Origin of the sequence: Enterococcus sp. HY326, from assembly GCF_026157065.1 — a bacterium.
In the GTDB taxonomy this organism is placed as follows: Bacteria; Bacillota; Bacilli; order Lactobacillales; family Enterococcaceae; genus HY326.
Genome location: NZ_JANLGQ010000001.1, coordinates 370281 through 383095, shown reverse-complemented (window position 1 = coordinate 383095; position 12815 = coordinate 370281). Strand labels below are relative to the sequence as shown.

Sequence of the window (12815 nt, the reverse complement as noted above, 5' to 3'; positions counted from 1 at the left end):
TTTGGAGGAAACAAAAATGGAAAACTTGAAAAAAAGATTTATAGAAGTGTTTGGTGTTGAAGCTACCGGTGCTTATTTTGCACCAGGTCGAATTAATTTAATCGGCGAACACACTGATTATAACGGCGGTCATGTCTTTCCGGCTTCTATCACAATCGGCACTTATGGTTATGCTCGTAAAAATGGTAGCCAAAAAATCCGCTTTTATTCAGAAAATTTTGCGGCGCTGGAAGTGATTGAAGTTCCTTTGGAAAATTTGGATTACCGCAAAGAGGATAATTGGACGAATTATCCTAAAGGAATGGTCAAATATTTACAAGAAGCTGGCTATCAAATTGACGAAGGCTTTGATGTGTTGTATTATGGCACGATTCCTAATGGCGCTGGCCTTTCATCGTCAGCGTCGATTGAATTGTTAACCGGTGTGGTCTTGAAGGATTTATTTAACTTAGAGGTTTCGATGTTGGACTTAGTGAAAACTGGGAAAAAAGTCGAAAATGAATTTATCGGTGTCAATTCTGGCATTATGGATCAGTTTGCGATTGGCATGGGCAAAAAAGATATGGCGATTTTATTGGATACCAATACCTTGAAATATGAATTAGTACCGGCCGCCTTTGGAGACTATGTGATTGCCATTATGAATACTAATAAGCGTCGGGAATTAGCGGATTCAAAATACAACGAGCGCCGCAGCGAATGTGAAGAGGCTTTGAAACGCCTGCAAACCAAACTTGATATTGAAAGCTTGGGCGAATTAGACGAAGCCACATTTGAAGCCAACACAGCTTTAATCGGTGACGAAGTCTTAATCCGTCGGGCAAAACATGCAGTCTATGAAAATCAGCGGACTTTAAAAGCCAAAGCCGCTTTACAGGCGGGAGATCTGGTTGAGTTTGGCCAGCTACTAAATGCCTCCCATCAATCTTTAAAAGATGATTATGAAGTAACCGGCATCGAATTGGATACATTAGTGGCCAATGCTCAAGCTCAGTCTGGTGTTTTAGGAGCCCGTATGACAGGTGCTGGTTTTGGCGGCTGTGCCATCGCTTTAGTAAAGGAAAGTGAATTAGATAATTTCACAAAAGCAGTTGGGACTGCTTATGAAGAAAAAATTGGTTACAATGCTGATTTTTACAAAGCCAATATCGATGATGGTGCCCGCAAATTATAAAAAATCTACGAGGTGAAAAGATGACAGTTTTAGTTCTAGGCGGAGCCGGTTATATCGGTTCTCATGCAGTGGATCAACTAATCGAAAAGGGATATGATGTTGCCGTCGTGGATAATTTATTGACCGGCCATCGGCAAGCCGTCCACCCTGATGCCCGTTTTTACGAAGGCGACGTGCGTGACAAAGCCTTTTTAACAAGTGTCTTTAAAAAGGAAAGTATTGAAGGCGTCATCCATTTTGCGGCTAGCTCTTTAGTGGCGGAATCTGTGGCGAATCCCTTAAAATATTTCAACAATAACGTGTACGGCATGGAAATTTTATTGGAAGTCATGCAGGAATTCAATGTGAAGCACATTGTCTTTTCTTCCACTGCTGCAACTTATGGTGAGCCAAAGGAAATGCCAATTAAAGAAACAACACCAACTAACCCAAAAAATCCTTACGGCGAAAGCAAGCTGATGATGGAAAAAATGATGAAGTGGTGTGACGGTGCCTACGATATGAAATTTGTTGCCCTGCGTTATTTCAATGTGGCGGGCGCAAAGGCTGACGCTTCGATTGGTGAAGACCATACGCCTGAAACCCATTTAGTTCCGATTATTTTACAGGTGGCATTAGGTCAGCGGGAAATTTTACAAATTTTCGGAGATGATTACGACACTCCTGATGGGACTAATATCCGTGATTATGTCCACGTCGAAGATTTAATTGCCGCTCATATTTTAGCTTTGGAATATTTAAAGGCTGGCAATGAGAGCAATACCTTTAATCTCGGCAGCAACAACGGCTACTCTGTCAAAGAAATGTTAGAGGCAGCCCGCAAAGTTACCAGCAAAGAAATTCCGGCGAAAATTTCGCCACGTCGGGCAGGGGACCCCAGCGCTTTAGTGGCCTCTAGCGAAAAGGCCAAAGAAATTTTAGGTTGGCAGCCAAAATACACGAGTGTGGAAGATATTATTGCCACGGCTTGGAATTGGCATGTCAGTCATCCTAAAGGCTACGACGATCAAAAATAAGCTTTAAAATCTGCCAGTCGCTGATTTCAGTTGGCTGGCTTTCTTCAATAAAACTGGAATTAAAATAGAGGAGTCGTGAGAAATGACGAGTCAAACAGTCAAACAATTTGTAACTTACGCCATTAAAAACGGCGGCTGGATGGAAATGGACCGCTTATATCTACAAAACCGCGTGATTGCTCTAATTGGGGAACAATCCTTAGCCGATGAGCCTTTAGAAAAAACTGAGCGGCCAGCTGTCGAGCTTTTAGATGAACTAATTGCCACCGCCAAAAAAAATGGTGTTATTGAAGATGCACAGTGGGCGGTGGATATTTTAGAAGCCCAACTAATGGATTTTTTAACACCGCCACCATCTGTTGTGAATGCTTTTTTTGCGCAGCATTATGCAAATTCACCTCAGGAGGCGACAGATTATTTCTTTGCCCTCAGTAAAAATAATGATTACATCAAAACTCGGGCAATTGCCAAAAACATTGAATTTCCAGTCGCAACGGCCTACGGTGATTTTGGTATCACGATTAATTTATCGAAGCCGGAAAAAGATCCTAAACAAATTGCGGCTGAGCACAACGCTGTGCAGGTCAATTATCCGAAGTGTATGCTCTGTATGGAAAATGAAGGCTATCTTGGCCGGCCGAATTATCCGGCCCGCACCAATCATCGGATTATCCGCATGAATTTAGCCGGCGAAAGCTGGGGCTTTCAATATTCACCTTATGCTTATTTCAACGAGCATTCGATAGTTCTATCAGAGGAGCATCGGCCAATGCGAATTGGTCGGGAAACCTTCGCAAGACTTTTGCAAATCATTGAAGTCCTGCCCCATTATTTTGTGGGTTCCAATGCAGATTTGCCGATTGTCGGCGGTTCAATTTTGTCTCATGATCATTATCAAGCGGGGCGTCATGATTTTCCGATGGCGTTAGCACCAATCGAAAAAGAATTTACGTTGTTGGGCTTTGACAAGGTGCAGGCTGGGATTGTCAAATGGCCGATGTCGGTAATCCGCTTACAAGGTGCAGAAATCACTGAACTAGTCAATGCAGCTGAATATATTTTGGCCAGCTGGAAAAATTACTCGGATGAAAGTGTCAGCGTCAAGGCGTTTTCTGAAGATGGTACGCCGCATCACACCATTACACCGATTGCCCGCAAAAACGGTGAGTTATTTGAATTGGATTTGGTATTGCGGGACAACAATGTTTCCGAAGAATTTCCCGATGGAATTTTTCATCCTCACCAAGATGTTCAGCACATTAAAAAAGAAAATATCGGTCTAATTGAAGTGATGGGCTTGGCGATTTTACCGCCACGTCTTAAAGAAGAGATGGCCGAAGTTGAAAAATATTTACTGGACCAAGAAAATGCATTAGCACAATATCATCATGATTGGGCAGCAACTATTAGAGAAAAACACGAAATCACACCGGCCAATGTGACTCAGATTTTGCAGGATGAAATCGGCTATGTCTTTTTACGAGTGTTAGAAGACGCTGGTGTTTTCAAACGGGATTCCAAGGGGCAAAATGCCTTTAAAAAATTCATTGAAACATTATAAAAATCAAAGACTAGAACAAAGGGGGGAATCAAGTGGCGACAATCAAAGATATTGCCGATCAAGCCGGCGTTTCTTCAGCGACGGTTTCCCGCGTTTTAAATTATGACGGCACAATTTCGGTTTCCGAAGATACCAAGCGAAAAATTTTTGAAGTAGCGGAGGCTTTAAATTACACCAAGCATCAAAATAAGCGGGCGCCCCGTGAAACCAGTTTTCAATTGGTCCAGTGGTACAACGAGGCCGAAGAATTAGAAGATTTATACTATTTGGCTATTCGCTTAGGGATTGAAAAGCGTGCCGAAGAGTTAAATTTACAAATTAAACGGGAAAAATTATCGAATCTAAGCGGCGAAAAAGCAGATGGCTTGATTGCCCTCGGAAAATTTGACCAGACTGAAATCAAGCAATTGGAGACTGCCAATGAACAGCTGTTGTTTGTTGATTTCGATGCTACAGAAGCTGGCCATTCCTCTATTTTTGTCGATTTTCAACAGGCCATTCAGCAGGTGATGACAGCTATTCAAGCAAAAGGTTATCAAAAAATTGGCATGATTGCCGAAGCTGAATATACCAAAACCGAACATCAGCTATTAGAGGATTTGCGCTATCGCTATTTCAAAGATGCTTTAGAAAATGCCAATTTATTTAACGAAGAGTGGCAATTGGTTAGTGGTTTTACAGTTGACGAAGGCTATCAGGTGATGAAAAACTTCTTAGCTGAGAAAAAACCATTACCAGAAGTTTTTTTCATCTCCAATGATGCAATTGCCATCGGAGCTTTACGTGCTTTACAAGAAGCGAAAATCAGTGTTCCAACTGAGGTTGCTTTAATCAGTTTCAATGACACTAGCGTTGCCAAATATACTAATCCGGCTTTGAGCACTGTCAAAGTTTATACCGAGTGGCTGGGACGCCACGCTGTCGACACGCTGTTGGCCATCAGCGAAGAAAAGCCGCCAGTGCCTTTAAAAATTGAGTTGGGTACGAGCTTTATTCAGCGGGAATCATTTTGAGAATTATTGGAATTTGTTAAGCAGATACAGTTAGTGATAATCAATATGGGCTTGAGGGAGTGATTGCAGATGAACAATTTTGACACAGATGTGCAGAAGGAAATCGTTGAGGCGCTAAATTTCACTGTCAACAGTGGCTATTTTTCAGTTAACGAAATACAAGAACTAGCAAGCGAGTATCTAAGTGAGATTTTCGAAGATTATGAATTACCAAAACCATCTGAAGAAACGATTCAGGAAATCATTCAAGCAGTTCAGCAAGCTCATTCAGCTGACAAGCAAATGAATTATTTGCGGCTGCGGAAAATTTTCGACCAATTGAATCACCAAGGCATTATTGCGATTGATTTTGCTGGCTTTGACATCAGTGAAGGACTTGAAGATGTTGGAGAAGTTGTTCGTTTTATGCAAGAACAGCAGATTCCCCGCCAAGGATATTGCTTTTGCCATCAGCAGGATATTGAACGAGCGTTAGATTCTGAATCCCGCATGCTATATCTCGCTTTTCACAGTACGAATGGTGACGAAGCTCAGGCCATTCGAGTTGGCGAAAAAATAGTTAAGTTATTCACCGAAGCAGGCTTGCAACCACATTGGAATGGCAGTTTGGACGAACGTATTTGTCTTTTGAATTTTGAGTGGGATAAAGTTTTTGATGCTGAGGCTGATTATGGTGTAGAACGGGCCATCCGCATCATGAAGGCAGCTTTTTAATTAAAGGAGCTACCAAAATGAGTCTTTTTCAAAAATACCTTGTAGCTAAGAAAATTTGATAAACGGAATACTAGAGAAAATGCTCAGTTTTGACTGTCGTTTTTCTCTAGTTTTTTATTTTCAAAGTGATTGACCCGCAAGTCATTGACTTGGAAGTCAATCAAGAGTATTGTTAAGCAGAAGAGGTGATCAATGTGGAAAATATGATTGAGATTCAAGGCTTGCAAAAAAACTTTGGCAAATTTCAAGTGCTGAAAAATGTGACTTTTACTGTGGGGAAAGGTGAAGTTGTCGGTTTTATTGGACTGAATGGCGCGGGGAAATCGACGACGATACGTGTGCTGTTAGGTATGTTGAAAAAAAGTGGCGGTTCAGCGACCATTTTTGGGGAAGATGTCTGGCGGGATGATATGAAAATTCATCCGCGGGTGGCCTATGTGCCGGGGGATGTTTATTTGTGGCCTAATCTAACTGGTGGCGAAATTATTTATTTGCTCTTGCGCTTAAATAATTAGCAGCGCAATGCCGAGACAGAACGTTTGATTAGCATTTTTCAATTGGACACCAAGAAAAAAGCCCGCACTTATTCTAAAGGTAATCGCCAAAAAATTGCCTTGATTGCCGCTTTGTCACAGGAGGCGGATTTATATATTTTTGACGAACCAACCTCTGGCTTAGACCCGCTAAATGAAAAATCTTTTCAAACAGAGGTCTTTAAGCTAAAAAAAGCTGGCAAAAGTGTTTTATTATCCAGCCACATTTTATCTGAGGTTGAAAAAATGTGCGATAAAATTGCGATTATTCGTGAAGGAGAAATTATCGAAAGCGGTGACTTGACGGAGATGCGCCATTTGACCCGTATGGAAGTGACTGTGACCACTAAAGAACCGTTGACAGAACTAGCGGAACAAAAAGGGGTTCACAAAGTCAGCTTTAATAATACAGCTGAAACAGAAGCTGTTTTTTCAGTTGATCAAGAAGAAATGACTGGTATTATGAATTATTTAAGCAGTAAGGCGGTCCTGGCCATCACCGCCACACCGCCAACATTAGAGGATTTATTTTTACGTTATTACGGTGAGGTGTCCGCAGATGCTTAATCATGTGACGGATCTTTTAAAAATAAATCTTAAACAAAATCGCATGCGCCATTTGCTGTGGATTGTGGTGCTGTGCGGACTTTTTGCGGCGGCTGCGTTAAAATTTAATACTTTATTCGGTACTCAGACAGATATTGAAGCGATTATTGCCACGCTAAAATTGCCAGCAATGGTCTCGATGTTCGGCGAATTTACAGCTGAGCCCCCTTATACAACGGCGAATGTTTTTGCGTCAGAAATGTTAGTCTTTATGGGGATGTTCGTTGTGTTCATGAATATTTCGCTAGCCATCGGCAACACACGGGCGCAAGAGGACAGCGGTCTGTTGGAAATGGTTCGCTCCCGTTCAGTGGCTCGTCTGTCCCAAGTGGTAGCCACGGGAGTTGAAATTGTTTTAATCAATGCTGTCATGGGGATGCTCTTTTATTTGAGTTTGCTAGCCGCTCGTTTAAATGGAGCGACGAATGCTGGTGATATTTTGATGGGCTGCGTGCTGGCGGCAGTCGGTGTGATGTTTGGTTTTATTGCGCTAGTCGTGGCGCAAATCGTCAATAATGCCCGCAGTGGTTATTTTCTCAGCTATGGAATTTTTGGCGTTTTTTATTTAATGCGCATGATGACGGATATTGCCAATCCAAAATTTACTTGGCTTTCTCCTTTTGGCTGGCTGCAAAAAACAAAAATTTACACAGCAGACAATTGGCTGCCGGTGTTTTTGATGTTGTTATTGGCGGCAGTTATGGGGCTATTAGCCCTGCAATTGGTAAAAAATCGTGATATCGGCAGCGGCTTAATCGAAAGCCGCCAAGGACGGGACAAGGCGAGTCGCTGGTTAAATTCTCCGTTGGCATTAGTGCTGCGTTTAGAGAGAAATAGTTTGCTGGGTTGGCTTGTTGGCGGTGTTGTTTTGGGGGCAGCTTACGGTTCGATTTTTAATACTGTGGGGGACATTATCAAAACTAATCCGACTTATGAAGCTTTGTTAGGCGTCGACCAAGTTGATGCTGCGAATCAAGATTTATTGTTAAATTTTATCGGCTTTGTCAGTGTGTTTTATGCCATCTTAGCCGCAATTAGTGGTGCATCAATTGTCTTTCGCTTAGTCAAAGATGAAGATAAAGGCTATTTAGATTTAATCGCCGCTTCGGCAACTTCCCGCACTAGTTTAATTGGCAGTTATTTGTTTGTCGGCACTTTGCAGGCTGTCTTAGTTTATTTGGCGACTATCAGCGGAACTTTTTTCTCAGGAAATGCTACGCTAGAAAATAAAATCCCGTTAAGTTATTTTTGGCAAACTGTGGCTGGCTGCTTACCAGAGGTGCTATTCTTTTTGAGTATCGCTTTTGTGATTGTTGGCTGCCTGCCTAAATTTAAATTAATTTTCTGGGGCTATTTAGGTCTTAGCGCATTAATCAAATTGTTTGGTCCTTTGCTGAATTTAGCGGACAGCTTAAATAATGTCTCGCCTTTTGGCTGGATTGGTAATGTGCCCTTTGAAGAGCTCAGCCTCATGCCCATTCTTTTAATATTAGTGGCTGTGCTTGGCTGCTTGATTTTCAGTCTAGTTGGCTACAATCAAAGAGATAAGGGGTGAGGAGATGGCAGAAGTCCAAAAAGATCCAGAAAAAGAGGCCGCCATGCTTTTAGTGAGTGCCGAACTATTTGGTCAAGCCGGTTTTCGAGAGACCAAGACAGAGGTCATTGCCAAAGCTGCCGGTGTTTCAAAAGGTTTAGTCTTTCACTATTTTGGTAATAAAAGTCAATTGTATCTAGCGACTTATGATTATGTCACACAATTTTTTTATGACCATTTAGATTTATCGGTTTGGCAAAAGGCCAATGATTTAATTGAGATGGTGGTGGAGTCTACGACCTATAAAATCCAATTGCAGCTGGATTTTCCAATTCAATTTCAATTTTTGATGCGGGCCTATGGGGAGATGAACAGCTTACCAGAGTCGCTGAAACAGGCTTTAACTGAACGACTGACAGCAGATGTTTCAACAAGTCTGGCTTTAGTAGAGCCTTTAACCGCTAAGCTTCCTTTGAAGGAAGGAATCAGTCGAGAAGAGGTCAATGATTTATTGAATTTACTTTTAAGCGCTGAAACACAGCGGATTCAAAAAGAATTGGCCCTACACCCTGAATGGCAGACTGTCGAAGATTTAGCGCCAGTTATTCAGCGTTTACGGCGAGAATTAACGATTTTACAATTTGGTTTTATGCCAGAAGATTAGCTAAAACTGCTTCCAATTTTGATGGGAGCGGTTTTTCTTTTTTTTCAGAGACAATAAAAAAATAGAAAAGTGGAGATACTATGAAGAGGTTATGTTATTAAAAGCTAAAATTTTAAATAAAGTTATCTGCAATTCCTTATTTCACAACGATTTTTTTAGTGTTCGGAAAGATGGCTGTTTTTTTATTTTGTTATCTTTTTATATTTCTTTTTTATGATAAAATCTGTCTGACAATCAAAAAACTGATACTTTCACTCAATCTGAGTAAAATAAAAGTATAAAGAAAAAGGAGGTAAAAAGTTATGAGAGAATCATTTGTAGTCAATCCAACTTTAGTTAAACGTCTATTAGAATCAGATGTTAGCAGCAATGAAATTGCCCGCCACACCGGCGTTAATCAACAGGAGATTCGCAGCTATCGAACAACCGAGGAGCAAGCAGCTTTGAAGGATTTAACAAATATGCGTTTGAAATTGGCGTTTACTTTAACTAAGGAAGCTAAGCGACAAAAAATTCGGACCCATGATACTGTTTTCTATACAAAAGATGAAATTTGCGATGCTTTAAACAATGTGGAATTAAGAATTGATGAAGCTGAGGAAGAAGAACGGAAAATTAAAACCCTCACCTTAAAAAATGCCCGCAAATATGCGTCTGATGAAAATAAAATTGGTATTATCCGTTTAGGACTGTTAATGAAGGCTTTAGATGAGTCTGAATATAGTGAGTAAGGCATCCTTGAAAACATTTACCCATTAAGGCAGAGAAACTGTTAATCGCAGTTTTTTCTGCCTTTTTGTGTGCAGTTAATGATTGAAATCTCTTAACGCAAAGAGTAAGATAAAATGGTATGAAGCCAGTCGTTATCCCGAAATATCGGTGATGGCTGGTACTAAGTAATTCACGAAAAATTGAGAGGAATGAAAAAGATGTCAGAAATTAAAAAAGAATTAACAGCTGGCTTCGCTGCTGCGTTTGCCAAAAATGACAAACAAACTGCCCTACAAAGAGCGGTCGTCAAAAATGGAATCAGTGCTAGCGGAGAAACTTTAGAAGGCAACGTCAATAACGTGCCGGTATTTTCAACAGATTTAGCTACGGGTAAGGTTGCCAATCAAATGCAATCTGGCCGCTGCTGGATGTTTGCGGCATTGAATACTTTCCGCCACAAAATGATTAACAGCTTTGACCTAAAAGATTTTGAGTTATCGCAAAACTATACTTTCTTTTGGGACAAATATGAAAAGGCCAATTACTTCTATGAAAATATTTTAGCGACTGCCAAAGAGGAATTGACTAGTCGCAAGGTTGCCTTTTTACTGGCAACTCCCCAACAAGATGGCGGTCAATGGGATATGATTGTGGCCTTATTCCAAAAATACGGCGTTGTGCCAAAAGTTGCTATGCCGGAAAGCAAAAATAGTTCAAGCTCACGGGATTTGAACAACTATTTAAATAAATTATTACGTAAAGATGCCGTTGCCTTACGGACATTAGTGGCAGATGGTGCCTCTGGTGAAGAAATCCAAGCCACCAAAGAAAAAATGCTAGAGGGTGTTTATAATTTCTTAGCAATTTCTTTAGGCACACCACCGGAAACCTTCGACTTTGAATACCGAGATGCCGATAAAAATTATTATTTAGATCGTGGCTTAACACCGAAGAGTTTTTACGACAAATATGTTGGAGTTGATTTGGATCAATATGTCAGCATCATCAATGCACCAACTGCCGACAAGCCTTATAACAAATCCTATACAGTAGAAATGCTTGGCAATGTGGTCGGCGCTAAAGCTGTAAAATATCTGAATGTGGATATGAGCACCTTTAAAAAGCTAGCGATTGCCCAATTGGAACAAGGGGAATCCGTTTGGTTTGGTTGCGATGTCGGTCAATCTTCAAAACGTGATACTGGTATCATGGCGTTAGATGCCTATGACATGAACAGCCTTTTTGACACTAGCTTCACAATGACCAAAGCGGATCGTTTGGATTACGGGGAAAGTTTGATGACCCATGCGATGGTCTTGACTGGAGTTGACATCGTTGACGGCCAATCAACTAAATGGAAAGTTGAAAATAGCTGGGGTGAAAAAGTCGGCGACAAAGGCTTCTTCGTAATGAGCGATGCCTGGATGGATGAATACACCTATCAAATCGTTGTCCGTCGGGAATTTTTATCTGACGAGCAATTGGCGGCTTTTGACGCCAAACCAACTGTTTTAGCTCCATGGGACCCAATGGGAGCATTGGCGTAATAAGGTTTTTGAACCCTAGTAAATAAAAAGGGGCAAAAAAGGGCCAAATTTATAAAATGATAGACCTGCTAAAACTCAGTTAGAGTTTTAGCAGGTCTATTTTGTCGTGTCATAACAAAAGTGTCAGCAGCAGAAATTAATTCTCATAACTTAGTAAAATCTAAATTGGAATTTTTTTAATACTCTTTTGCAGATAATTGAAGGGCTATTTTTACTTTCTTTGCGGTTTCTCAGTGTTTCTGATAGAACTTGCGCCCTTCCCTTATTATATTGTGTTGAGAGTCTACAAAAAAAGTTATTCATTAGAAAATTATGGTATGATTAATAGCATAAATTCAAAAATATTTTCATGATAATTACAATTTCGAGACAGATTTAAGTATCAGAAAAATAAATAGAGAAACGTGGAGAAAGTTTCCTTTAGAAGCTATCAAAATTAGCATTTCTATAAAAGAGAAACTCTAACGGATAACTTGAATCAATTTAATAGAGGAGGACGCTGTTATTAATAATAAGAACTTTAAACTTTTGCTCTCTGGGCAGACAATTGCTAATATCGGTGACACAATCTATGTTGTTGCAATTATCAGCTCGATTTTTTCCTGGACTAATTCGGCTTTGGCGGCCTCAGTTGTGCCTGTCATTTTGACTAGTTCAAAGACAATTGGCGGTTTTTTGACACCTGTCATCTCCCAGCGTTTTTCTTTGGAGAATATTTTGAAAAAAACGCAGCTAAGCAAAACTTTTCTGCTGATTTTATTAGCGGTTTATGTTCAATCGCTATCTGCACGCCCCAATATTGGAATCTTGTATGCATTCGTGATGCTAATCGCACTTTTAGATGGGTGCGCAGATCCAATTAGTCTATCTTTAGTACCAAAATATGTGCAGGCCCAATTTCTTATTAAAGCCAACAGTTTAGTTAATACTATGATTCAACTGGTTAATATCGGCAGCTGGGCGGTCGGGACATCACTGTTATTATGGTTTTCTGTAACTAATTTAATATGGCTAGACACAGGACTTTACCTGATTGCCACCCTGCTACTATTTTTTTTACCGAAAACGGCAGTCGAAAAACAGGCTAATCATTCACTAAGAAAAGAGCTTGTTATTGGTTGGCAATATGTGATGCAGCAGCCTTTACTTCGAACTGTACTGCTGCTCAATATTTTTGAAGCCGTCGCAAATAGCGTATGGGTTTCTTCGATTATTTTGGTATTTGTTACAGAGTTCATGGAAAAAACTGACAATTGGTGGGGATATATTAACGCTACGTTCTTTTTTGGTTCTTTAATGGGAAGCGGGATTGTAATCGCTAAATCTGATTGGTTTAATAAAAATAAATTTCTGGCAATTTTTTGTGGTGCGGCTCTGAGTGGGCTAGTGACTTTAGGTATTATTACTTGGAACAATGGTTTATTTATTTTATTGATTTCGATTTTTGTCGGTATTTTTTCCCAAATCAAGAGCATACCGCAAAATACCTTGATTCAGCAACAGACAAAAGCTGATAAATTAATCTATGTGTACTCAACAATTAATATTATGTACACGGCAGTTTTTTCTCTAGCAATTCTTTTTATGGGGAGATTAGTTGATATTTTTAACGTCACCTCCGCTTTTATCCTCTCAGGATTGCTGCTGATAATCGTTGCTTTTATCGTATTGGCCAAACGAAAGCTTTTCGAAGTTCTTGAGTAAACTTTTTTCTTACGAAAGTTGCAGAAGCTTAAAGCAAA

Annotated in this window: 10 protein-coding genes and 1 pseudogene; all 11 read left to right on the top strand. The window is 40.3% G+C overall.

The window, feature by feature from the left end:
* Nucleotides 1-16 precede the first annotated feature (16 nt).
* Nucleotides 17-1174, top strand: a complete 1158-nt coding sequence (locus ORH16_RS01890; protein WP_265455725.1) for a galactokinase — start codon at nucleotides 17-19, stop codon at nucleotides 1172-1174.
* Between the two features lie 20 nt (nucleotides 1175-1194).
* Entirely contained in the window at nucleotides 1195-2190 is a 996-nt protein-coding gene (galE, locus tag ORH16_RS01885) for a UDP-glucose 4-epimerase GalE (protein ID WP_265455723.1), read from the top strand.
* An 82-nt stretch (nucleotides 2191-2272) separates the two neighbouring features.
* Nucleotides 2273-3751: a UDP-glucose--hexose-1-phosphate uridylyltransferase gene (gene galT / locus ORH16_RS01880; protein ID WP_265455721.1), complete on the top strand. Its 1479-nt coding sequence runs from the start codon at nucleotides 2273-2275 to the stop codon at nucleotides 3749-3751.
* A 32-nt stretch (nucleotides 3752-3783) separates the two neighbouring features.
* Nucleotides 3784-4764, top strand: coding sequence for a LacI family DNA-binding transcriptional regulator (locus ORH16_RS01875; RefSeq protein ID WP_265455719.1), 981 nt, complete (start codon nucleotides 3784-3786; stop codon nucleotides 4762-4764).
* 69 nt (nucleotides 4765-4833) lie between these two features.
* Entirely contained in the window at nucleotides 4834-5478 is a 645-nt protein-coding gene (locus ORH16_RS01870; RefSeq protein ID WP_265455718.1) for a DUF6891 domain-containing protein, read from the top strand.
* Nucleotides 5479-5681: 203 nt separating this feature from the next.
* Nucleotides 5682-6578 (top strand): annotated as a pseudogene (locus tag ORH16_RS01865) (ATP-binding cassette domain-containing protein).
* Nucleotides 6571-8172 (top strand): ABC transporter permease, encoded by a 1602-nt coding sequence (locus ORH16_RS01860; RefSeq protein WP_265455716.1) that lies wholly within the window; start codon nucleotides 6571-6573, stop codon nucleotides 8170-8172. The pseudogene ORH16_RS01865 and the gene ORH16_RS01860 overlap by 8 nt, the downstream one beginning before the upstream one ends.
* A 4-nt stretch (nucleotides 8173-8176) precedes the next feature.
* Complete coding sequence (locus tag ORH16_RS01855; RefSeq protein ID WP_265455714.1) at nucleotides 8177-8815, top strand: TetR/AcrR family transcriptional regulator; 639 nt, start codon at nucleotides 8177-8179, stop codon at nucleotides 8813-8815.
* A gap of 302 nt (nucleotides 8816-9117) precedes the next feature.
* A complete protein-coding gene (locus ORH16_RS01850; protein WP_265455713.1) occupies nucleotides 9118-9546 on the top strand; it encodes a hypothetical protein in 429 nt (142 codons plus the stop codon).
* A 198-nt stretch (nucleotides 9547-9744) separates the two neighbouring features.
* Nucleotides 9745-11073 carry an aminopeptidase C gene (locus ORH16_RS01845; protein ID WP_265455711.1) on the top strand — a complete coding sequence of 443 codons (1329 nt, stop codon included), beginning with the start codon at nucleotides 9745-9747 and terminating at the stop codon, nucleotides 11071-11073.
* A 528-nt stretch (nucleotides 11074-11601) separates the two neighbouring features.
* Nucleotides 11602-12777 carry an MFS transporter gene (locus ORH16_RS01840; RefSeq protein WP_265455709.1) on the top strand — a complete coding sequence of 392 codons (1176 nt, stop codon included), beginning with the start codon at nucleotides 11602-11604 and terminating at the stop codon, nucleotides 12775-12777.
* Nucleotides 12778-12815 lie beyond the last annotated feature (38 nt).

Bases quoted from the DNA above. Each gene is read 5' to 3' on its own strand.
- ORH16_RS01890 (WP_265455725.1), top strand. From the start codon at position 17: ATGGAAAACTTGAAAAAAAGATTTATAGAAGTGTTTGGTGTTGAAGCT.
- galE (WP_265455723.1), top strand. From the start codon at position 1,195: ATGACAGTTTTAGTTCTAGGCGGAGCCGGTTATATCGGTTCTCATGCA.
- galT (WP_265455721.1), top strand. From the start codon at position 2,273: ATGACGAGTCAAACAGTCAAACAATTTGTAACTTACGCCATTAAAAAC.
- ORH16_RS01870 (WP_265455718.1), top strand. From the start codon at position 4,834: ATGAACAATTTTGACACAGATGTGCAGAAGGAAATCGTTGAGGCGCTA.
- ORH16_RS01860 (WP_265455716.1), top strand. From the start codon at position 6,571: ATGCTTAATCATGTGACGGATCTTTTAAAAATAAATCTTAAACAAAAT.
- ORH16_RS01855 (WP_265455714.1), top strand. From the start codon at position 8,177: ATGGCAGAAGTCCAAAAAGATCCAGAAAAAGAGGCCGCCATGCTTTTA.
- ORH16_RS01850 (WP_265455713.1), top strand. From the start codon at position 9,118: ATGAGAGAATCATTTGTAGTCAATCCAACTTTAGTTAAACGTCTATTA.
- ORH16_RS01845 (WP_265455711.1), top strand. From the start codon at position 9,745: ATGTCAGAAATTAAAAAAGAATTAACAGCTGGCTTCGCTGCTGCGTTT.